The organism is Janthinobacterium sp. GW821-FHT03A03 (genome assembly GCF_059421435.1).
In genome coordinates this window covers 30,220-51,198 of sequence record NZ_JBWKUZ010000006.1, presented here as the reverse complement: position 1 = coordinate 51,198, position 20,979 = coordinate 30,220, and the positions used below count along the sequence as shown (strand labels likewise).

Below are 20,979 nucleotides of genomic sequence, written 5' to 3'. Positions count from 1 at the left end.
CTACAGGCCCAGCAAGCTGAAACCGTCGTCCTGCGGCGCATAGCCCACCAGCCGGCGCGTCGCGTCGATGGATAGCCGTTTATAACGGTTGTCCGACACGCCATGCGCGACGTGGTAGCCGGGCGCCACGTCCGCCGCGATGCAGCGGGCCAGCAGCTGCACCACGTCGCGCTCGCTGATGAAGGCGGCGATGTCGCGCGCGCTGTGCTGTTGACCTGGCGCAAAGCTGGCCACGTTGGCGATGCGCACGGCAATCGCCGTCATGCCATGCTGGTGCGCGAAGGCCGACGCCACGCCTTCGCCAAAGGCCTTGCTGGCGCCATACAGGTTCGCCGGACGCGCCGGCATGCTTTCCTGCACTTGCACGTCCAGCGGATAGCCCTCGATGGCTTGCGCGCTGCTGGCGAATACCACTCTTTTCACTCCCTGCGCCTGTGCGGCGCGGAAGATATTGTGCGTGCCGATGATGTTCGGCTGCAGCAGTTGCGCATCGAAATCGGCGTCGGCGTGCGGCACGCCGGCCAGGTGCAGCACCACGTCGGTGTCCAGGCAGGCGGCCAGGCAGGCGGCGTAATCGCTGACGTCAAGCTGCATGGAGGGGCAGGGCGCTTGCGCCAGCCCTTGCGTGTGCAGGTCGGCCAGGCGCAGGGAGAACTCCCCGTGCCGGCGCTTCCAGAAAGCGGTGCCGATGCTGCCGGCGGCGCCCGTGACGAGGACGCGCAGTGATTCTTTAGTCATGTATTCCTGGTGATGAATGTTTGAGGGCGGTGCCGATGCAGCCAGCGCAGCAGCGCGGGGCGTGGTGCGGCCGTCCCATGCACGCGGATGCGCCCGCTGCCCACGGCTTCGACCAGCACCAGGCCGTCATTCGGTATCGTGTAGCGTTCGCCGCTGCGCAGCACGCAATCGTCGAACTGGGCGTAGGCCGTGATCCAGGCTGTGCCGGACAGGCATTCGATGACCCTGGCGCGCGCTTTTTCCAGGCGCAGGGGCCGTTCGCTGCGTAATTCGTGGTCGGTTGGCATGGCATCGCTCCTGTTGTGCTGACAGGAACAGCTTAGGCCCTGGGCTTGAACCATGACAGATGCAGGAAATCGAAATTGTCATGCATACAGTGTGCTTCGTCGTACACTGTGCTTGTCAAAAAAACGGGCAACTGTATCTGTGCGTGCCGCGCGCGCCAGCCGCATACTGAAGGGATGAACATGAGCGCGCCTTTGAACCTGTACGAGCACCTGGCCAACGAGCTGGGCGCCCTGATCGACGCGCGCGTGTTCGCGCCCGGCGACCGCCTGCCGTCGATCCGCCACCTGGCGCAGCAAAAGCGCATTTCCGTCAGTACCGTGATGCAAGCCTTGCGCCTGATGGAAGACCGGGGGCAAGTCGATGCGCGGCCCCAGTCCGGCTATTTCGTGCGCCACCGCGCGCCGCGCCGGCCCTGCAGTGCCGATGCCCAGCACCTGAAGGAGCCGGCATTTGTCGGCATCAACAACCTGTTGATGCGCGTGCTGAAGGAAAACGAGGCGCCCGCTATCGTGCAGCTGGGCACGGCCTGGCCGCCCGACGAGATCTTGCCCATCAAGCGCATGCAGCGCACCATCAGCGCCGTGGCGCGGCGCGAACCGGCTTTATTGAGCAAGGTCAGCTGCTACGACGTCAGCGAAGGCAACTTCCTGCGCCAGGTCACGCGCCGGGCGCTGGACTGGGGCAAGCTGGACCCGCGCGAGATCGTCGTGACGAATTCCTGCACGGAAGCGATCAGCCTGTGCCTGCGCGCCGTGGCCAGGCCGGGCGACACCATCGCCATCGAGTCGGCCACGTATTTCGTGCTGCTGCAGATGATAGAAAGCCTGGGCATGAAGGCGCTGGAAATTCCCACCGACGCGAAGACGGGGCCGTCGCTCGATGCGCTGGAGCTGGCCTTGCGCGCCGGCCTCGTGCAGGCCTGCCTGTTCGTGCCGAACGCGAACAACCCGCTCGGCTGCGTCATGCCGGAAGCCAACAAGAAGCGGCTGGCGGGCTTGCTGTCGGAATTCAATGTTCCGCTGGTGGAAGACGACGTGTATGGCGACCTGTGCTTTGCGCCGCAGCGCCCGTGGCCCGTGAAAGCCTACGATACGAGCGGCAATGTGCTGCTGTGCTCCTCGTTTTCCAAGGCTATCACGCCCGCGTCGCGCGTCGGCTATGTGCTGGCCGGGCGTTTCGCGCAGGAAGTGGCCTTGCTGAAAACCGTGTCGAGCGGCGCCACCAGCCATTTCTTCCAGGCCGTGCTGGCCGACTTTTTGGAAGGCAGCAGCTACGACCAGCAGCTGCGCAAGATGCGGCGCACCCTGGTGCAGCGTATCGCCCGCATGTCCGACGCCGTGGCGGCCAGTTTTCCGGCGGACTGCATGCTGTCCGAGCCGCAGGGCGGTTTCGTGCTGTGGGTGCAGATGCCGCCGCAAGTCGATGCGCTGGCCCTGCATGGCCAGGCCATCGCCGACGGCGTGGCCTACATGCCGGGCCAGCTGTTCTCGGCCTCGGGCAAGTTCGGCAATTATCTGCGCCTCAATTGCGGCAATGCGTGGACGCCCCGCATCGAGCAGGCCATCGGCCGATTAGGCCGCCTGGTGCATGAGGCCTTGTAACTATTGTCTGCGTTTCAGTCCCTGTTTTTCACCGTTCGCTCCCTGTTTTTTGCCGCCGGTCGCAAGCCGGTGGCCTTGTTTGCCGCCGCTGGCTACAGTAGCACCATACCAGCAGCAGTCAAACACACAAACTAACCAGGAGTCACATCATGCAAGCACTGAAAAACATGGAAGTCGCCTTTGTCGCCGCCGCCATCATCGCCATCGGCGCCAGCTTCGCCACGGCCGGCGCGAATACCGTGGAAGTGAGCGCCACGTCGACCCTGATTGCCAAGGCCGCCGACAGTACGATGCCTGTCGTTACCGTCAGCGCCCGCCGCCTGACGGCCGCCGAAAAAGCCGCCTTTATCTGAACACCGCTTGTAAAGCGGGCGCGAGTGCCCGGCCAGGCTGCCATGACGATGGTTGACCTTGCGCAAAACTCATCGAAGTGAACAGGGTCTTGGTACAATGAGTGCTTTCGATACATCGGCACCGCCATCCACCCATGATAGATATCCAACTTCTCCGTAAAGACATCGCCACCGTCGCAGAACGCCTGGCGACGCGCAAATTCCAGCTCGACGTGGCAGGTTTTACCGCCCTCGAAGCCGAACGCAAGGCGATCCAGACGCGCACCGAAGAGCTGCAGGGCAAGCGCAATGCGCTGTCCAAGCAAATCGGCATGTTGAAAGGCAAGGGGGAGGACACCTCGGCCGTGATGGCGCAAGTGGCTGGCCTTGGCGATGAGCTGAAAGCCGATGAGGCGGCCCTGACCCTGGTGCAGGCCAAGCTGAGCGAATTCATCATGGCCGTGCCGAATTTGCCGCACGAATCGGCCCCTGTGGGCACGGACGAGTCGGGCAACGTGGAAGTGCGCAAGGTCGGCACGCCGCGCACTTTTGACTTTGAAGTCAGGGATCACGTCGACGTGGGCGGCCCGCTGGGCCTGGACTTCGAAGTGGCGACCAAGCTGACCGGCTCGCGCTTCTCCGTCATGAAGGGCGGCATCGCCCGTTTGCACCGCGCGCTGGCGCAGTTCATGCTCAACACCCACGTGGACGAGCATGGCTACACGGAATGCTATACGCCGTACATGGTCAACGCCGATTCCCTGCGCGGCACGGGCCAGCTGCCGAAATTCGAAGCCGATCTGTTCTCGGTGAAAAAAGGCGGCGCGGAAGGCGAGGGCGAAACCTTCTACCTGATCCCCACGTCGGAAGTGTCGCTGACCAATATCGCCCGCGATGAAATCTTGGCGCTCGATCAACTGCCCCTGAAAATGACGGCCCACACGCCATGCTTCCGCTCGGAAGCGGGCAGCTACGGCCGCGACACGCGCGGCATGATCCGCCAGCACCAGTTCGACAAGGTGGAAATGGTGCAAGTGGTGCACCCGGACACCTCGTACCAGGTGCTGGAAGAAATGGTTGGCCACGCGGAAGCGATCCTGCAACGCCTGGGCCTGCCATACCGCGTGATGTCGCTGTGCACGGGCGACATGGGTTTCGGCGCCACCAAGACCTTCGACCTGGAAGTGTGGCTGCCGGCGCAGAACACCTATCGCGAAATCTCGTCCCTGTCGAACTGCGAAGCCTTCCAGTCGCGCCGCATGCAGGCACGTTTCCGCAACGCCGCCGGCAAGCCGGAACTGGCGCACACCCTGAACGGCTCCGGCCTGGCAGTGGGCCGCACCCTGGTGGCCGTGCTGGAAAACTACCAGCAAGCTGACGGCAGCGTCGAAATCCCGCCAGTGCTGCGCCCGTACATGGGCGGCCTGACCCATCTGACGGCGTAAAAAGGTGCAGGCAGCCGGGTGAAGGGGAGGCTGAAAATAGTCCTTCCATTTTTTCAAGCGGCTGCTATAATCTTGCCTTCTCGCAGCAATGCGGGGAAAGACCGCAGCAAATGGAGAGGTGGCAGAGTGGTCGAATGTACTTGACTCGAAATCAAGCGTACGTTAAATCGTACCGTGGGTTCGAATCCCACCCTCTCCGCCAGAACAAATAGAGAAAGCTCCCGCAAGGGAGCTTTTTTTATTTGTGGCGGCGAAGAGGAGTACGCCCCCTGCGGGGCGTACGCGTGGGATTCGAAGACGAGCGCGTACTCGCGCGAGGCTCTCCGAATCGTCCAATTGGTCTTCATGGTCTTCACGCGTGCGCCAAGGTGGCGTCTACAAAGGCGAGCCGCGTACTCGCGCGAGGCTCTCCGAATCGTCCAATTGGTCTTCATGGTTTTCACGCGTGCGCCAAGGCGGCGTCTACAAAGGCGAGCCGCGCCTCGCGCGAGGCTCTCCGAATCGTCCAGATAGGTTTTGGTTTGCCAGCCCTCAGTTGCAAATCACCAATAAACCCCTACCCAACCCAACAACACCCATGCTAAAATAGCGCCTCGTTCAAACAGGCATGCCAGTTTGAATGAATAGACCGCAGTAAACGGAGAGGTGGCAGAGTGGTCGAATGTACTTGACTCGAAATCAAGCGTACGTTAAATCGTACCGTGGGTTCGAATCCCACCCTCTCCGCCAGAATAAATAAGAAAGCTCCCGCAAGGGAGCTTTTTTTATTGGGAACGCCAAAAAGCCTGCGACGCATCAATGCAGGTAGAAAAAACGCCCAAAGCGCGCAGCGCAAGGCGTTTTTCCTCCATTCAGGCCTTGAAAGCCAGCGCCCCACTAACGTAACGCAAGCTAGTGCACCAGCCGCGTCACCGCAAACACTACAGCTGACGTAGCAATCATCGTCCCCACGCACCATAAAATCATGGCCAATCTGGCCGCAGCCACATCGCTTTTGGTCGCGCAATCGGCATGCTCCATCTTCATATCCGCCGTATCCCGCTCCTGTGTGTCGCCCCATCCGCTCATGACAGTATCTCCTCATTGTATTGCGCTGTCGCATATCTGGCCTCAACAGCTTCCCCCCCACCTTGACCCCGCTCAGCCTATGTTAATCTACCCCCTCCCATCCCGCCCCCACCACTAAAAGCAATGAGCCGATTCTGGAGCAACATCGTCAGCGAGCTGACCCCCTATGTCCCCGGCGAGCAGCCGAAACTGCCCGACCTGGTAAAACTCAACACCAACGAAAACCCCTACGGTCCGTCGCCGCAGGTGCTGGCCGCGCTGCGCGAAGCGGCCAACGACAGCCTGCGCCTGTATCCTGATCCCACGGCCAGCGAACTGAAGCAAACCCTGGCCGACTACCACGGCTTGAGCAGCGCACAGGTGTTCGTCGGCAATGGTTCCGACGAAGTGCTGGCGCTGGCCTTCATGGCCTTGCTCAAGCACGACGCGCCCCTGCTGTTCCCGGACATCAGCTACAGCTTCTATCCCGTGTATTGCAAGCTGTACGGCATCGATTACCGCACGGTCGCGCTCGACGACAGCATGCGCATTCGTCCCGAAGACTACCGGGGGCCGTGCGGCGCCATCATCTTCCCGAATCCCAACGCGCCCACGGGCGTGGACTTGCCGCTGGCCGGCGTGGAAACCCTGCTGCGCGAGCATCCCGACGCCGTCGTGGTGGTCGATGAAGCGTATGTGGATTTCGGCGGCGCGAGCGCCGTGGCCCTGGTCGGGCGCTATCCGAACTTGCTGGTGGTGCAGACGTTCTCGAAATCGCGCTCGCTGGCCGGCTTGCGCGTGGGGTGTGCCTTCGGGCATGCGGACCTGATCGAGGCGCTGGAACGGGTGAAGAACAGTTTCAATTCCTATCCGCTGGACCGGCTGGCCTTGGCCGGCGCCGTCGCCTCGCTGCGCGACGAAGCGTATTTCCAGCAGACGCGCCGGGCCGTCATCGACAGCCGCGCACAGCTGGCGGCGGACTTGACCGCGCTGGGCTTCGAGGTGCTGCCGTCCGTGGCCAACTTTGTCTTTGCCCGCCACCCGCGGCATGACGCGGTGCAACTGGCGGCCGGCCTGCGCGCCAGATCGGTGATCGTGCGCCATTTCAACGCACCGCGCATCAGCCAGTATTTGCGCATCAGCATCGGTAATCCGGCAGAATGTGCGGCCTTGATGGCGGCATTGCGCGAAATATTGTCGTGATGGTAAGCCTGGTACGGCTGGCGGCAGCCCTACCAGGCGCCAGTTTGTTTACTGCTGGCTGGCCCGGCGGCGGCGCGACATGAAGCCGAGCAAGCCCAGGCCGCCCAACAGCATGCCATAAGTGGCTGGCTCCGGTACGGCCGACACGGACAGGTTATTGATGGTGGGCCAGATACCGATCTGTCCGGCGGTGCTGACGGCCAGGTTCGAGAAGGCGCCCGACGACACGAAGCCGATAAACGAGGCTTGCGTCGGCAAGGCCAGCTCGTAGGTGAGCAGTTCGCCCAGCTTATTGCGCGCTGTCAATGTGATGCTCTGGCCGCTAGCATATTCGCCGGAAAAGTTCGATCCGAAGAAGAATCCCCCCACGCCGCGTACGTCGCTGGAAAAGTTGGAGAACACCACGCTGTCGTTGCGGTTGTTCGTGCTCAGCCAGTTGTCGCTACCCGTGCCGGCGCCGTACAGGATGGGCGAGGCGCCAATGCTGCTCACCATGTAGCCGTAGCTGCCGGCATTACGGTACAGCGGACCGTCGAGTGCATCGATGGGCAAATCATCAAAGGTATCGACGCCCGTATTGCCGACCGCTGCCAGATAGGCGGACTGGCTCGTAAAGACCGTGATGTCTGCGTGTGCGGCGCTGGCGGCGAGCAGCAGGGCGGCGGCGCTGATGATTTTCAGGCGGGAAAATGCAGTTTGCAAGATCGACTCCTTAACAGAGGTTGGGAAAAGGACGGGGCAAGAGTTTACTTATTTGCAATGCCAATTCAATATAATATTAACTAGAAAAAAATGCAATAAAAGTTCTTTATGATAATTTTCGTCTTGTCTAGTTGAAATACGGATGTTTCCCAATCGCCACTCCTTGTGCGCCAAACGTCGCTTAGGGCCTCGCCTTGCTGCCGCCATGGGCCATTTGTGCAACAATAATCGGATTCATACTCGACAGGACGGACAATATGGCAAAAGTGGCATTCATCGGTTTGGGCGTCATGGGTTTCCCCATGGCAGGTCACCTGGCGGCGGGCGGACACGACGTCACCGTGTACAACCGCAACCCGGCCCGCGCGGCCGCCTGGCTGGAGCAGCACAAGGGCAGCAGCGCCGCCATGCCGGCCGCCGCCGCAGCGGGCGCCGAGTTCGTCTTCACCTGCATCGGCAACGATAACGATCTGTACCAGGTCATCCTGGAAGAGGGCGGCTTGCTGTCCGCCATGGCGCCGGGCAGCATCCTGATCGACCATACGACGGCGTCGGCCGAAGCGGCGCGCACCATCCACGCGGCGGCGCAAGAGCAGGGCGTGTTCTTCCTCGACGCGCCCGTATCCGGCGGCCAGGCCGGCGCGGAAAACGGCAAGCTGACGGTGATGGTCGGCGGCGACGCGCAGGCGTATGCACGGGCCGAGCCCGTCATCGCCCTGTTCTCGCGCGCCGTCACCTACATGGGCGCGTCCGGTTCGGGACAGCTGACAAAAATGGTCAACCAGATCTGCATCGCGGGCCTCGTGCAAGCCCTGAGCGAGGGCATCGCCTTCGCGGAAAACGCGGGCCTCGATGCGGCGCTGGTGGTGGACGTGATTTCCAAGGGCGCGGCGCAGTCGTGGCAGCTGGAAAACCGGGGCAAGACCATGATAGAGCGCAAGTTCGACTTCGGTTTCGCCGTCGACCTGATGCGCAAGGACCTGGGCATCTGCCTGGCCGAAGCCAGGCGCAACGGCAGCGACCTGCCCGTGACGGCCTTGACGGACCAGTTCTACGGCGAAGTGCAGCAGGCGGGCGGCAACCGTTTTGACACGTCCAGCCTGATTACCCGTTTGCATAAAAAGTAAGCGCTTAGCTCACCAACATGCCAGCGGCGCATCCCTGCCCAGGGCCGCGCCGCTTGTCGTTTACGGGTGTGAAAATAAAAAACGTCAGTTTCCGGAACATCCGGTTTCGATTTTCATGGAAAAGCATGGACTTCGCTAGCTCATCGTGTATTATTAAAAAACGAGATGAAATGTCCCAATTTTTAAAACATTATGAGCGGACCAGCATGAAAACTAACTCCTCAGCGATAACACGCGTTGTCGACAAGAACATTCCCTACCTGTCTTCCGCCGTCGCCATCTGGCGGCCCCGCGCCGTGCTGCGCAGCTGGCCCGGCGTGGCCATCGCGCTGGTGATCGCCCTGTCGGCCACCTTTATTTCCAGCAATTACGGCGGCCCCCAGCTGCTGTATGCGCTGTTTTTCGGCCTGGCTTTCCACTTCCTCGCATCCGATCCCACCTGCAAGCCCGGCATCGAGTTCTGCAGCAAGATTTTGTTGCGCACGGGCGTGGCCCTGCTGGGCGCGCGCATCACCTTCAACCAGATCGCCTCGGTGGGCGTGACGCCCTTGCTGATCGTCGTCGGCGGCCTGGTGGCGACTTTGGGTTTCGGCTACCTGCTGTCCAGGTGGCTGAAACGCCCGATCACGGAAGGCATCCTGTCGGGCGGCTCCGTGGCCATCTGCGGCGCCTCGGCCGCGCTGGCCATCTCGGCCGTGCTGCCGCAAACCAAGGAAAACGAAAAGTTCACCCTGCTGACGGTGGTCGGCGTGACGTCGCTGTCCACCCTGGCCATGATCGTCTACCCGCTGCTGGTCAAGCTGCTGGGCTTTGACCCGACGGAAGCGGGCGTGTTCATCGGCGGCACGATTCATGACGTCGCGCAAGTGGTCGGCGCCGGCTATCTGGTCAGCAACCATACGGGCGACGTCGCCACCTTCGTGAAACTGACGCGCGTCGCCTGCCTCGTGCCCGTCGTGCTGGGCCTGTCGATCATGTTCAAGCGCAAGGACGGCAAGAGCGAAGTCGACGCGCCGCCGCTGGTGCCGTTCTTCCTGATCGGCTTTGTCTGGCTCGTCATTACCAACAGCCTGGGCCTGATCCCGCATGAGGTAAATGGCTGGATCAACAACGCCTCGCGCGCCTGCCTCGTCATCGCCATCGCCGCGCTGGGCGTGAAAACCTCGTTCCAGTCGCTGGCCTCGCTGGGCTGGCGTCCCGTGATCATGCTGGTGATGGAAACGGTGTGGATCGCCGCCTTCGTCGCCATCGCCGTCCTGCTGACGCGTTAAGCGCATCGGGCCCGCCATGAAAGTCCTCGTTCTCGGCGCCGGCGTGGTCGGCACGGCATCGGCCTGGTATTTGCGCCAGGCGGGCCACGACGTGCGCGTGCTCGAACGCCAGGCGGGCGCCGCGCAGGAAACCAGTTTCGGCAATGGCGGGCAGATTTCCGTGTCGCACGCGGAACCGTGGGCCAATCCCGCCACCCTGCGCAAGGTCGTGAGCTGGCTGGGCAAGGACGACGCGCCGCTGCTGTTCCGTCCCCGCCTCGATACGCTGCAATGGCAGTGGGCGCTGCATTACCTGCGTGAATGCCTGCCGGCCAGGGTGGCGCGCAATATGCGCCAGATCGTCGCCCTGGCCGAATACAGCCGCCAGAGCCTGCAAGCCTTGCGCCGCGAGACGGGCATCGCCTACGACCACCTCGAGCGCGGTATTTTGCATTTCTATACGGACGAGCAGGAGTTTGATAAATCGCAAGCGGGCGCCGCGCTCCTGCGCGAGCTGGGCTGTCCGCGCAATACCGTCAGCGCCGATGAAGTGATACGGCTGGAGCCGGCGCTGGCCCATGCCCGCCGGCACATCGTCGGCGGCGATTTTACGGCCAGCGACGAGTCGGGCGACGTGCATCTGTTTACCACGGCGCTGGCCGCGCGCGCCGCCGGGGCCGGCGTGGATTTTCGCTTTGGCACGACGGTGACGCGGCTGCTGGCCGATGGCGAGCGCATCACGGGCGTGGAATGCATCGATGCGCAGGGGCGCCATCGCCTGGAATACGCGGACGCCGTGGTGGTGGCCATGGGCAGCTTTTCCGCACCGCTGCTGCAACCGCTGGGCATCCGCTTGATGCTGTATCCGGGCAAAGGTTATTCCGCCACCTATCCGATTCTTGACGCCGCCGCCGCACCGAGCGTATCGCTGACGGACGACGGCCATAAACTCGTGTTTTCGCGCCTGGGCGAGCGCCTGCGCGTGGCCGGTACATGCGAGCTGAACGGCTACACGCGCGAACTCAATCCCGTGCGCTGCGCCGCCATCACACGCCGCGTGCAGGCGCTGTTTCCTGATGCCTGCGATTACGGCGACCCCGTCTACTGGGCCGGCTTGCGCCCCCTGACGCCGTCGAACGTGCCGTATATCGGCCCCACGCGCTATCGCCAGCTGTTCCTCAACACGGGCCACGGCACCCTGGGCTGGACCATGGGCTGCGGCGCGGGCAGGGCGATCACCGACCTCGTCTCGGGGCGGCGGCCGGAAGTCGATTTTGCGTTTTGCGGCGAGCCGCCCCGGCAAGAGGCCGCTTTGGTTCAACTTAGGAGAGCACCACGATGAGAGACGACGCCATCCCCAGCCATACCCCCGGCGGCCTGACCCTGGCCGGCACCACCTATCAGTCGCGCCTGCTGGTGGGCACCGGAAAATACAAGGATTTCGAGGAAACGCGCCTCGCCATCGAGGAAAGCGGCGCCGAGATCGTCACCGTGACGATACGCCGCGTGAATATCGGCCAGGAAAAGGGCGAGCCGAACCTGCTCGACTTCATTCCGCCGTCGAAATACACGATCCTGCCCAACACGGGCGGCTGCTACAACGCGCGCGACGCCGTCTACACCCTGCAGCTGGCGCGCGAGCTGCTGGGCGGCCACCAGCTGTGCAAGCTGGAAGTGCTGGGCGATGAAAAGACCCTGTTCCCGAACATGCCGGAAACCTTGAAGGCGGCCGAGCAGCTGGTGCGCGACGGCTTCCAGGTGATGGTGTATTGCAGCGACGACCCCATCCAGGCGCGCATGCTGGAAGACATCGGCTGCATCGCCGTCATGCCGCTGGCGTCATTGATCGGCTCGGGCATGGGCATTTTGAATCCGTGGAACTTGTCGCTGATCATCGAGCAGGCCCGCGTGCCCGTGCTGGTCGACGCCGGCGTGGGCACGGCGTCGGACGCGGCCATCGCCATGGAACTGGGCTGTGACGGCATCTTGATGAATACCGCCATCGCGGCGGCGCGCGAGCCGATCCGCATGGCGCGCGCCATGAAACTGGCAGTGCAGGGCGGACGCGAGGCCTATCTGGCCGGACGCATGCCCCGGAGAGCGGGCGTCATGAGCGCTGCGCCCTCGTCGCCGATGGCCGGGTTGATCGCCTGAGCCGCCCCATTTACCGCAGTTTGCAGCACCGTAGTTGATATCGCTTCAAGCGTTTATAAAAACCACAATACCTGGAGATGACATGAAACACACACTCGTAGCGGCGGCCGTCCTGGCCTCCTTTTTCGCAAGCAGCGCCAGCGCCCAGTCGTCCGTCACCGTGTACGGCTTGCTCGACGCGGGCTTCACGTCCGAGCACGGCGGCGCGGACGGTTCCGTCACCAAGCTGGCCACCGGCGTGCAGTCGGGCAGCCGCATCGGCTTCAAGGGCACGGAAGACCTGGGCAACAACCTGAAGGCCAATTTCCTGCTGGAAAATGGCCTCGACGTGGACACGGGCGCCAACCGCCAGGGCGCCTTGTTCGGGCGCAAGGCCTACGTGGGCCTGTCCGGCGGCTTCGGCGCCGTCAACCTGGGCTTGCAGCACAACCCGCTGTTCACGGCCCTGGACAATATCGACCCCTTCGAGACGGGCATGACGGGCGCCTCGATCAACCTGATGAGCGTGGCCAGCCTGCGCACGAAAAACGCCATCATGTACGAGACGCCGAAGGTGAACGGCCTGTCGGCCGCCGTCATGTACGGCCTGGGCGAAAAGCCGGACAGCGCCACCCTGGGCCGCACCATCGACTTTTCCATCGACTACGCCAACGGTCCGCTCGTGCTGACCCTGGCGCACGACAACCGCAAGGACAGCGAGCTGAACACGGCGAAAGTGACCTTGCTGGGCGGTACCTACGACTTTGGCCCCGCCAAGCTGCACGCCGCGTATGAGACGGACAAGGATGATATCGGCACGGATTTCCGCGATTACATGGTGGGCGTCTCGGCCCCCGTGGGGGCGGCGGGCAGCGTGATGGCCTCCTACATCCGCAAGGACGACCGCACGAACGCGCGACGCGGCGGGCGCCAGCTGGCCATCGGCTACACCTACGCCTTGTCGAAACGCACCAACCTGTACACCTCGTACGGGCGCATCAGCAACGATGGCGCGGGCACCAACTTCGTCGGCGACGCATCGAGCGGCGGCAGCGTGCCCTTGCCTGGGCATAACTCGAGCGCCTTCACGGCGGGCATGCGCCTGAAGTTCTAAGCGCGGCAGCGCAGGTAGTGATGGCGGCTTGTCTGTTGCGGATAAGCCGCCATTGTTGTTTCAGGAAGGGGGCAAAGTCGCGGATTCCGGATTCAGGAATGAAACAGTCCGATTTTTCATGAATTTTCATTGACAGCGCATTTCGCAACCGTTAAATTGGATGTGTATTTCAAATATCGGAACAAAATATACCGATTTTTCATAAAACCGTAAGGAGACTGAGCCATGACCGATTTGTCCGACCAAAAAGCCGCCGCCGCTGCCGTTCCAGCAGGCCCGCAAAAGATGACGCCGTCCGAAGCGTTCGTGGAAACCCTGGCCGCCAATGGCGTGACCGACATGTTCGGCATCATGGGCTCGGCCTTCATGGACCCGATGGACATCTTCGCGCCGGCCGGCATCCGCTTGATTCCCGTCGTGCACGAGCAGGGCGCCGGCCACATGGCCGACGGTTATGCCCGCGTCTCGGGCCGCCATGGCGTCGTCATCGGCCAGAACGGCCCCGGCATCAGCAATTGCGTCACGGCCATTGCCGCCGCCTACTGGGCGCACACGCCGGTCGTCATCATCACGCCGGAAACGGGCACCATGAGCATGGGCCTGGGCGGCTTCCAGGAAGCCAATCAATTGCCGATGTTCGAGGAATTTACGAAATATCAAGGCCATGTCACCAATCCGGCCCGCATGGCGGAATTCACGGGCCGCTGCTTCGACCGCGCCATGTCGGAAATGGGACCGACGCAACTGAACATCCCGCGCGATTATTTCTATGGCGAAATCAAGGCGGAAATCCCGAAACCGAGCCGCCTGGACCGCGGCGCCGGCGGCGAGCAAAGCCTCGACGATGCGGCCGAACTGCTGGCGAAAGCCAAGTTCCCCGTGATTATCTCGGGCGGCGGCGTCGTCATGGGCGAAGCGATCGAGGAATGCAAGGCCCTGGCCGAGCGCCTCGGCGCGCCGGTGGTGAACAGCTATCTGCACAACGACTCGTTTCCCGCCAGCCATCCGCTGTGGTGCGGTCCGCTCGGCTATCAAGGCTCGAAGGCGGCCATGAAACTGATCGCCCAGGCCGACGTCGTCGTCGCCCTCGGTTCGCGCCTGGGACCGTTCGGCACCCTGCCGCAGCACGGCATGGATTACTGGCCGAAGAACGCCAAGATCATCCAGATCGACGCCGACAACAAGATGCTGGGCCTGGTGAAAAAGATTTCGGTGGGCATCTGCGGCGACGCCAAGGCGGCGGCGAAAGCGATTCTGGCCCGCCTGGACGGCAAGACGCTCGACTGCGACGCCACGCGCGGCGCGCGCAAGGCCACCATCGAGGCGGAAAAAGCCGCGTGGGAAGACGAACTGGACAACTGGACGCACGAGAAAGATGCGTACAGCCTGGACATGATCGAAGAGCAGAAGAAAGAGCCGGGCAACTACCTGCACCCGCGCCAGGTCTTGCGCGAGCTGGAAAAAGCCATGCCGGAAGACGTGATGGTGTCGACCGACATCGGCAACATCAACTCGGTGGCCAACAGTTACCTGCGCTTTGAAAAGCCGCGCAGCTTCTTTGCGGCGATGAGCTTTGGCAACTGCGGCTACGCGTTTCCGACGATTATCGGCGCGAAAGTGGCGGCGCCGCACCGTCCGGCCGTGTCGTATGCGGGCGACGGCGCCTGGGGCATGAGCCTGATGGAAACGATGACCTGCGTGCGCCACAACATTCCCGTGACGGCCGTGGTGTTCCACAACCGCCAGTGGGGCGCGGAAAAGAAAAACCAGGTGGATTTCTACAACCGCCGCTTCGTTGCCGGAGAACTCGACAACCAGAGCTTCGCGGAAATTGCGCGGGCCATGGGCGCCGAAGGCATCACGGTCGACAAGCTGGAAGACGTGGGACCGGCGCTGAAGAAGGCGATCGCCATGCAGATGAATGAAGGCAAGACGACCATCATCGAAATCATGTGCACGCGCGAGCTGGGCGACCCGTTCCGCCGCGATGCGCTGAGCAAACCTATCCGTCATCTGGACAAGTACAAAGACTACGTGTAATCAGTCGTTCGATCCTTGTATGACCCCGGCTTGCCGGGTTTTATGTGCCGGAACCATGTTTCATGCTTCCATGGTTCCGGTACTTTTTTTACCGAATTGGAGTCGCCATGAAAGCCCTGCACCGCATCATCGAGCAAGCCCGCGCCGTGCCGAAAAACATCGTCCTGTGCGAGGGCGGCGATGCGCGCGTGCTGCAGGCGGCCGCGCGGGCAGCCGCCGAAGGGCTGGCGCACATCACCATCGTCGGCCAGCCGGCCGCCATCCTCGCCCTGGCGCACGAGCACGGGCTGGACCTCGATAGCGTGCGCCTGGTCGACCCGGCAAGGTCCGACGAGTCGGAACACTATGCCCAGCAATTGTTTGTGCTGCGTCAAGCCAAGGGCATGACGGTGGAGCAGGCGCGCATCGCCGTGCAAGACCCGTTGTGCTACGCCAACCTGATGGTGCGCCTGGGCGACGCCGACGGCTGCGTGGCGGGGGCCGTGCACACGACGGCCGACGTGGTGCGCAGCGCCATCCAGATCATCGGCGTCGATCCCGCCTTCAAGCTCGTGTCGAGCTTTTTCCTGATGATGCTGTGCGAACCGTTCCACAGCCTGAAGGGCGGTTTCATCTTTTCCGACTGCGCCCTCGTCGTCGATCCGAAGGCGGAAGAGCTGGCCGACATCGCCATGGCCGCCGCCGACAGCGCGCAAGCCCTGCTGATGGAAGAACCGAGGGTCGCCATGCTGTCGTTTTCCACCAGCGGCAGCGCCCACCACGCGGCCGTCGACAAGGTGCATGCGGCCACGGACCGGGTCAAGGCCCAGCGCCCCCAACTGGCCATCGATGGCGACGTGCAGCTTGACGCGGCCATCGTGGCCGAAATTTCCCAGAGAAAAGTCAAGGATTCCGTCGTCAACGGCCGCGCCAACGTGCTGGTATTCCCGAACCTGGACGCGGGCAATATCGGCTACAAGCTGGCCGAACGCATGGGCGGCGCCGTCGCCATCGGCCCCTTGCTGCAAGGCTTGAACAAGCCGGCCAACGATCTGTCGCGCGGCTGCAGCGCGATTGATGTGTACAACGTCATTGCCGTGACGGCCGTGCAGGCCCAGGGTGGGCGCTGACTTGTTCAGCCTGCCCGTGCTGGCGCTGCTGGGCGTGGTGGCGGCCGGCACGTATTTTCAGACCGTCACGGGCTTTGGCCTGGGCATGATCGTCATGGGCGTGGCCAGCGGCCTGGGCCTGGCGCCCGTGCCCGCGCTGGCGGCCCTCGTCAGCTTGTTGTCGCTGGCTAATTGTCTCGTGGCCTTGCCCGGTGCCTTGCACCACCTGGACTGGCGCGCCATCCGCGCCGCCAGCATCGGCTTGCTGCCGGCCATGGCGGCCGGCGTGTTGCTGTTGGGATATCTGGACCAGGCGTATGCGCCCGTGCTGAAACTGTTGCTGGGCGCGGCCATCGTGTATGGCGGCGTCAGCATCCTGCTGCAGGCGCCGCCGGGACCGGGCGCGGCGGATAAACGCAGCTTTTTCATCAGCGGCGTGTGCGGCGGCCTGTTCTCGGGCCTGTTTTCGCTGGCCGGCCCGCCCCTCGTGTACCAGTTTTACCGCCAGGAAATGAGTTTGACCACCATCCGCTACAGCCTGATCTTTTTGTTTGCCATCAGTGCGGGCGGACGCTCGCTGATGGCGGGCAGCCAGGGCCAGCTGGACGCGAAAGTGTTACTTTTGTGCATGCTGGCCCTGCCCGTCGGCGTGCTGGCCACGATGGCCGGCAAGCGCTACCCGCCGCCGATCGCCCAGCGCGGCATGCGCCGCATCGCGTTCGCCGTGCTGACCGCCATCGGCCTGTCGCTGATGGCGGCGGCCGTGCCGCAATTGCTGCGCTAGGCTTTAAAGGTCAGCAAAGGTTTCAGCCGCGCCACCGATTGCAGCAAGCCCGCTTCCTCCTGCGCGGCGATGACGGGGCCGATCTTCTTGTACGCCATCGGCGCTTCCTCGACGCGGCGTTCCTCGCGCAGGGTCACGCACTGGAACGCCATCTCGTCGCCGCCCACCGTGGGCCGCATGGCGCGCATGGCTTGCCTGCGGATGCTGCGCCCCGCGCCATGCGAGCACGACCACAGCCAGTCGGGATTGCCCATGCCAGTTGCCACATAAGAATAGTCGCCCATGGAGCCGGGGATCAGCGCCAGGTCGCCTTCGCGCGCCGGCGTGGCGCCCTTGCGGTGGATATTCATGCCATGCTCGCGCAGGATGACGTTGTGCGGCACGTCCACCATCAGGCGCGATTGATCCTGCGCAAACACCTGCGACAGGCTGTCGCGCACCAGCTCGGCCAGTACCATGCGGTTGACCCAGGCATAGCGCGAGGCCACGCCCATGGCGTCCATGTATTCGCCGGCCAGTTCGCCCGTCAAGCCGTACAGGCCCGACTGCGGGTGGCGCACGCCTTTCGGCCACGCCTCTTTGGCGCGGTCCATCCAGCGGCTGCCGACAAAAAAGCCCACGTCGCGGCTGCCGCTGTGGATCATGACGACCACTTCGCCCGGCACCAGCCCGTGCCGGTACGCGGCGTGGCGGTCCATGACGGCATCGACCAGCTGGATTTCCACGAAGTGGTTGCCCGATCCGGTCGTGCCCAGGCTGGGGTCGCGTATCACTTCGCGCGTGCCCACCAGCGCTTCGGGCGCATGGCGCAGGCCGCCGCCCAGTTCGCGCAGGGCGATGCAAGCGTCGAGCTCGCGCAGCAAACGCTGCTTGTCGACGCGGGGCCACAAACCATCGTCATGCAGGCTGTCGATGAACGCTTCCGGCCCCACATCGAACAGGGCGGCAAACGCCTTCGAGCGCAGCGGCACGTTGCGGCCGTCTTCCAGCAGCACATGTTTGAGCTTGGCGAGCAGCTGCGGCTTGCGCGCTTCGAACTGCGCCAGGGTCAAGCCCGTCGTGATCAGGCGCATGCCGCAGGCGATATCCGTGCCGGGGATGGCGGGGATCACCATGTCGGGGCTGGTGGCGACGATGCTGCCGACGGGCGCGATGCTGCCCGGATGGAAGTCGGGCGTGGCGCACGCCTTGCACACATGGCCATCCTGGCCCGGCACGGCGACGGCGGCAAATTCCATCAGCTGGCGCACGGCTTTTTCCTCGAGCGGAAAGTTGTGGGGCAGCAGTACGGACGCCTGGGCGTGCGGATTGCTGAGTGTATAAATACCGTCGGCATAGGCGACGGCGATGCCCTGGCGGCGCAGGGCTTTTTGTAATCTGGATATGGGAAACACGATTCTGCTCCGGAAATAACGAATGCACGGCCCTTTTGCAAGGGCCATGTTTGTTTTCCACGCAGCAGCGACAGGAAGTGCCGCCAGCTTAGCAAATTTTGTGCGGATTGCAAAGCGGGGGGGCGTACAAGGATGCGCACGATACGGAAGAGCCACTTGCATAATAATCAAACAGCCTTTATATTCGCGGTTCTTTCTCGAACCTCTTCCTTATTGGAGCCAAAAGTGCCTCGCTTCTTCGCCATCACCTGCTAACGCTGACGAAATGCTCTCTGCAGCATCGTTCGGCGCGTTGACGCCTCCGATTGCTGCGGCACTGTTTTTGCTCTTTCCGCACACGTATCCAGGACCACCGTCCTGATCGTCCACGCCCGAACACGTCGTCAGCACCCCTGACCCTGTATGGACACGCCCCGGTGAACGCGGCGTGGGACGCTATGTTTTTACAATCTTTGCCCTTATTTAAATACCCGCGCACGCCGCACCTGGAAGGCTCGCGCCTGCAGGACGGCGACGACGGTTCCGACCAGATGCCCCTGAAAAAGCTGGCCGGCCGCTACGTCGTCATCGAGGAAAAAATCGATGGCGCCAATTCCGCCGTGTCGTTCAGCGATGCGGGGGAGGTGCTGCTGCAGTCGCGCGGCCACTACCTGGCGGGCGGCGGCAGCGAACGCCAGTTCAACCTGTTGAAACCGTGGGCCCATGCGCACGAGCACGCCTTGCTGCATATGCTTGAAGATCAATTTGTACTGTTTGGCGAATGGTCTTACAGCAAGCATTCCGTGTTTTACGACCGCCTGCCCCATTATTTCAACGAGTTCGACGTGTATTGCCGGCGCACGCAGATGTTTCTGTCGACGGCGCGCCGCCACGCCATGCTGGCCGGCTCGCCCGTGCTGTCCGTGCCCGTGCTGTACGCTGGGCTGATGCCCGCGTCGCCGAAACAGCTGTGGCAGCTGCTGCGCCATTCGCTGGCCAAGTCCCGCCTGTGGCGCGACGCCTTTGAAAACGTGGTGGCGCGCGAGCGCCTGCCGCTGGACCTGTGCTGGAAGCAGACGGACAAGTCCGACCACGCGGAAGGCCTGTACCTGAAAGTGGAAGACGACGAGCAAGTGCTGGCCCGCTACAAGCTGGTGCGCCATGACTTTACGCAAACCATCCTCGACAGCGGTTCGCACCACAGCGCGCGGCCATTGATCCCGAACCAGCTGGCCGACGGCGTGGACCTGTACGCGCCGCAGCCCCTCGTCACCTGGGACAGCCTGGGCCTGCACACCTGCAGCTCGCTCGATGAGCTGGCAGCATTTTCAAGGAGTACACAATGATGAACTGGAAAACCCTGCAGCAACTGGTGCCGCCAGCGGGCCGGTCGCCCGATTTCAAGGCCTGCCTGGCCGCCTTCCCGCAGCTGGAACTGGCGAAAACCACGCCGCAAAACCCCGTGTATCACGCGGAAGGCGACGTGTGGACGCATACCGTGATGGTGGTGGAATCCCTGCTGGGCATGCCTGAGTATCAGCAGGCCACGCGGGCGGAACAGGAAATCGTGTTCCTGGCCGCCTTGCTGCACGATGTGGCCAAGTGCAGCACCACGGTGATCGACCCGGTGACGGGCGCCATCGGCCAGCCTGGCCACTCGCGCAAGGGCGCGCTCGATGCGCGCATCGCCCTGTGGGACTACGACGTGCCGTTTGCCGTGCGCGAGGAAATCTGCCGCCTGATCAATGTGCACCAGGTGCCGTTCTTTGCGCTGGAACAATCTCGGCGCGGCGTCACGCCGGAATTTACCGTGCGCGAACTGTCGTGGCAGGTCGATATCCGCCTGCTGGCCATGCTGGCCGAGGCCGATATCCGCGGCCGCATCTGCCCGGATCCGCAACGCATCCTCGACGCCATCGAGCTGTTCCGCGAACTGGCGCGCGAGGAGGGCTGCTATGGCCAGCGCAGGGTCTTTGTCGACGATCACACGCGCGTGAAATACTTTCGCGGCGCCGAGGCGCATCCCGACTATCCCCTGTTCCAGGAAGCGGGATCGCAGGTGATCGTCATGTCGGGCTTGCCCGCGTCGGGCAAGAATACCTGGGTGGACAAGCACCATCCGCGCCTGCCCGTCGTGTCGTTTGACGATGCGCGCACGGCCTTGGGCTTGAAGCACGGCAAGAACGAGGGGCAGGTGGGCGACTACGCGGAGGAGCGGGCGCGCGAACTGTTGCGCCGTGGCGAGCCGTTCGTGTGGAACGCCACGCATTTGTCGCGGCTGATGCGCGAAAAGACGCTCAACCTGCTGTATAAATACCATGCGCAGGTGGAGCTCGTGTACCTGGAACAGCCGCGCAAGGAATTACTCCGGCGCAACGGCCAGCGCGACACTTCGCTCAGCAACAAGAAGCTGCAGGCGATGCTGTGGAACTGGGAAATCCCGCTGCCGACGGAAGCCCATGCCGTGCGCTATTGCGTCGATTGAGGTGTGCGGCAACTGCCTGGCGGCGGTGCTGGAAAGCGTTGTTGCCAGGTGGTTTTTCACGCATGCGCAAGCAGTCAAAAAAATAACAATTATTTTTAAAATTGCAACAAACTGAGTATATTCAAGCCCTTTCATTTATTACAATGAGTTGCCTGGTACGGTGAACCGCCGGGTTGCGGCGCGAGGGCTGACACCCTCGCGTTTCCTGTGTGATTTCCTGCGTGAAGCA

General features: G+C 63.0%; 19 protein-coding genes and 2 tRNA genes. 16 read left to right on the top strand and 5 right to left on the bottom strand.

Annotated elements, in window-relative coordinates; translation table 11 throughout:
* Positions 1-738, bottom strand: a complete 738-nt coding sequence (locus AC07VI_RS14020; RefSeq protein ID WP_086147567.1) for an NAD-dependent epimerase/dehydratase family protein — start codon at positions 736-738, stop codon at positions 1-3.
* Positions 735-1,025 (bottom strand): DUF2917 domain-containing protein, encoded by a 291-nt coding sequence (locus AC07VI_RS14015; RefSeq protein WP_157792498.1) that lies wholly within the window; start codon positions 1,023-1,025, stop codon positions 735-737. Before AC07VI_RS14015 ends, AC07VI_RS14020 begins: the two co-directional genes overlap by 4 nt.
* Positions 1,026-1,205: 180 nt before the next feature.
* Between AC07VI_RS14015 and AC07VI_RS14010 the strand changes: the two genes are divergently transcribed.
* The 5 genes from AC07VI_RS14010 to AC07VI_RS13990 all read left to right on the top strand — a co-directional run bounded on the left by AC07VI_RS14010 (position 1,206) and on the right by AC07VI_RS13990 (position 5,133).
* The gene (locus tag AC07VI_RS14010) at positions 1,206-2,627 is read left to right on the top strand and encodes an aminotransferase-like domain-containing protein (protein WP_086147591.1); all 1,422 of its coding nucleotides are present in this window, start codon (positions 1,206-1,208) and stop codon (positions 2,625-2,627) included.
* A 149-nt stretch (positions 2,628-2,776) separates the two neighbouring features.
* A complete protein-coding gene (locus tag AC07VI_RS14005; RefSeq protein ID WP_099375127.1) occupies positions 2,777-2,980 on the top strand; it encodes a hypothetical protein in 204 nt (67 codons plus the stop codon).
* 134 nt (positions 2,981-3,114) lie between these two features.
* A complete protein-coding gene (serS, locus tag AC07VI_RS14000; RefSeq protein WP_492993286.1) occupies positions 3,115-4,404 on the top strand; it encodes a serine--tRNA ligase in 1,290 nt (429 codons plus the stop codon).
* Between the two features lie 112 nt (positions 4,405-4,516).
* Positions 4,517-4,606 (top strand) — tRNA-Ser (locus AC07VI_RS13995).
* A gap of 437 nt (positions 4,607-5,043) precedes the next feature.
* Positions 5,044-5,133, top strand: a tRNA-Ser gene (locus tag AC07VI_RS13990).
* Positions 5,134-5,295: 162 nt separating this feature from the next.
* Here AC07VI_RS13990 and AC07VI_RS13985 read toward each other — a convergent pair.
* Positions 5,296-5,472, bottom strand: a complete 177-nt coding sequence (locus AC07VI_RS13985) for a hypothetical protein (RefSeq protein WP_494808803.1) — start codon at positions 5,470-5,472, stop codon at positions 5,296-5,298.
* Between the two features lie 123 nt (positions 5,473-5,595).
* Between AC07VI_RS13985 and hisC the strand changes: the two genes are divergently transcribed.
* On the top strand, positions 5,596-6,654 hold the full coding sequence (gene hisC / locus AC07VI_RS13980) for a histidinol-phosphate transaminase (protein ID WP_086147571.1): 1,059 nt from the start codon (positions 5,596-5,598) through the stop codon (positions 6,652-6,654).
* Between the two features lie 48 nt (positions 6,655-6,702).
* On the opposite strand, the gene AC07VI_RS13975 is transcribed toward hisC, so the two are convergent.
* The gene (locus AC07VI_RS13975) at positions 6,703-7,356 is read right to left on the bottom strand and encodes an FxDxF family PEP-CTERM protein (protein WP_226936213.1); all 654 of its coding nucleotides are present in this window, start codon (positions 7,354-7,356) and stop codon (positions 6,703-6,705) included.
* Between the two features lie 257 nt (positions 7,357-7,613).
* Here AC07VI_RS13975 and AC07VI_RS13970 point away from each other — a divergent pair, with 257 nt between their 5' ends.
* The 8 genes from AC07VI_RS13970 (at position 7,614) to AC07VI_RS13935 (ending at position 16,892) form a co-directional block, all read left to right on the top strand.
* A complete protein-coding gene (locus AC07VI_RS13970; RefSeq protein ID WP_492993289.1) occupies positions 7,614-8,483 on the top strand; it encodes an NAD(P)-dependent oxidoreductase in 870 nt (289 codons plus the stop codon).
* A 206-nt stretch (positions 8,484-8,689) separates the two neighbouring features.
* A complete protein-coding gene (locus AC07VI_RS13965; protein ID WP_086147574.1) occupies positions 8,690-9,754 on the top strand; it encodes a YeiH family protein in 1,065 nt (354 codons plus the stop codon).
* Between the two features lie 16 nt (positions 9,755-9,770).
* Positions 9,771-11,075, top strand: coding sequence for a D-amino acid dehydrogenase (locus tag AC07VI_RS13960; RefSeq protein WP_492993291.1), 1,305 nt, complete (start codon positions 9,771-9,773; stop codon positions 11,073-11,075).
* A complete protein-coding gene (locus AC07VI_RS13955; RefSeq protein ID WP_086147576.1) occupies positions 11,072-11,887 on the top strand; it encodes a thiazole synthase in 816 nt (271 codons plus the stop codon). Before AC07VI_RS13960 ends, AC07VI_RS13955 begins: the two co-directional genes overlap by 4 nt.
* An 82-nt stretch (positions 11,888-11,969) precedes the next feature.
* Positions 11,970-12,980, top strand: a complete 1,011-nt coding sequence (locus AC07VI_RS13950; RefSeq protein ID WP_086147577.1) for a porin — start codon at positions 11,970-11,972, stop codon at positions 12,978-12,980.
* Between the two features lie 225 nt (positions 12,981-13,205).
* On the top strand, positions 13,206-15,020 hold the full coding sequence (gene xsc / locus AC07VI_RS13945; protein ID WP_492993294.1) for a sulfoacetaldehyde acetyltransferase: 1,815 nt from the start codon (positions 13,206-13,208) through the stop codon (positions 15,018-15,020).
* A gap of 107 nt (positions 15,021-15,127) precedes the next feature.
* Positions 15,128-16,129, top strand: coding sequence for a phosphate acetyltransferase (gene pta, locus AC07VI_RS13940; RefSeq protein ID WP_086147578.1), 1,002 nt, complete (start codon positions 15,128-15,130; stop codon positions 16,127-16,129).
* A 1-nt stretch (position 16,130) separates the two neighbouring features.
* Complete coding sequence (locus tag AC07VI_RS13935) at positions 16,131-16,892, top strand: sulfite exporter TauE/SafE family protein (protein WP_226936518.1); 762 nt, start codon at positions 16,131-16,133, stop codon at positions 16,890-16,892.
* Here the strand turns inward: AC07VI_RS13935 and AC07VI_RS13930 are convergent.
* On the bottom strand, positions 16,889-18,286 hold the full coding sequence (locus AC07VI_RS13930) for an RtcB family protein (RefSeq protein WP_172404857.1): 1,398 nt from the start codon (positions 18,284-18,286) through the stop codon (positions 16,889-16,891). The genes AC07VI_RS13935 and AC07VI_RS13930 overlap by 4 nt on opposite strands.
* A gap of 437 nt (positions 18,287-18,723) precedes the next feature.
* Between AC07VI_RS13930 and AC07VI_RS13925 the strand changes: the two genes are divergently transcribed.
* Complete coding sequence (locus AC07VI_RS13925) at positions 18,724-19,611, top strand: RNA ligase family protein (RefSeq protein WP_086147581.1); 888 nt, start codon at positions 18,724-18,726, stop codon at positions 19,609-19,611.
* Positions 19,608-20,750, top strand: coding sequence for an AAA family ATPase (locus AC07VI_RS13920; protein WP_492993297.1), 1,143 nt, complete (start codon positions 19,608-19,610; stop codon positions 20,748-20,750). The genes AC07VI_RS13925 and AC07VI_RS13920 overlap by 4 nt, the downstream gene beginning before the upstream one ends.
* The last annotated feature ends 229 nt before the right edge of the window (positions 20,751-20,979 follow it).

Coding starts and splice junctions, on each gene's coding strand:
- AC07VI_RS14020 (WP_086147567.1), bottom strand. CDS start 738: ATGACTAAAGAATCACTGCGCGTCCTCGTCACGGGCGCCGCCGGCAGC.
- AC07VI_RS14015 (WP_157792498.1), bottom strand. CDS start 1,025: ATGCCAACCGACCACGAATTACGCAGCGAACGGCCCCTGCGCCTGGAA.
- AC07VI_RS14010 (WP_086147591.1), top strand. CDS start 1,206: ATGAGCGCGCCTTTGAACCTGTACGAGCACCTGGCCAACGAGCTGGGC.
- AC07VI_RS14005 (WP_099375127.1), top strand. CDS start 2,777: ATGCAAGCACTGAAAAACATGGAAGTCGCCTTTGTCGCCGCCGCCATC.
- serS (WP_492993286.1), top strand. CDS start 3,115: ATGATAGATATCCAACTTCTCCGTAAAGACATCGCCACCGTCGCAGAA.
- AC07VI_RS13985 (WP_494808803.1), bottom strand. CDS start 5,472: ATGAGCGGATGGGGCGACACACAGGAGCGGGATACGGCGGATATGAAG.
- hisC (WP_086147571.1), top strand. CDS start 5,596: ATGAGCCGATTCTGGAGCAACATCGTCAGCGAGCTGACCCCCTATGTC.
- AC07VI_RS13970 (WP_492993289.1), top strand. CDS start 7,614: ATGGCAAAAGTGGCATTCATCGGTTTGGGCGTCATGGGTTTCCCCATG.
- AC07VI_RS13965 (WP_086147574.1), top strand. CDS start 8,690: ATGAAAACTAACTCCTCAGCGATAACACGCGTTGTCGACAAGAACATT.
- AC07VI_RS13960 (WP_492993291.1), top strand. CDS start 9,771: ATGAAAGTCCTCGTTCTCGGCGCCGGCGTGGTCGGCACGGCATCGGCC.
- AC07VI_RS13955 (WP_086147576.1), top strand. CDS start 11,072: ATGAGAGACGACGCCATCCCCAGCCATACCCCCGGCGGCCTGACCCTG.
- AC07VI_RS13950 (WP_086147577.1), top strand. CDS start 11,970: ATGAAACACACACTCGTAGCGGCGGCCGTCCTGGCCTCCTTTTTCGCA.
- xsc (WP_492993294.1), top strand. CDS start 13,206: ATGACCGATTTGTCCGACCAAAAAGCCGCCGCCGCTGCCGTTCCAGCA.
- pta (WP_086147578.1), top strand. CDS start 15,128: ATGAAAGCCCTGCACCGCATCATCGAGCAAGCCCGCGCCGTGCCGAAA.
- AC07VI_RS13925 (WP_086147581.1), top strand. CDS start 18,724: ATGTTTTTACAATCTTTGCCCTTATTTAAATACCCGCGCACGCCGCAC.
- AC07VI_RS13920 (WP_492993297.1), top strand. CDS start 19,608: ATGATGAACTGGAAAACCCTGCAGCAACTGGTGCCGCCAGCGGGCCGG.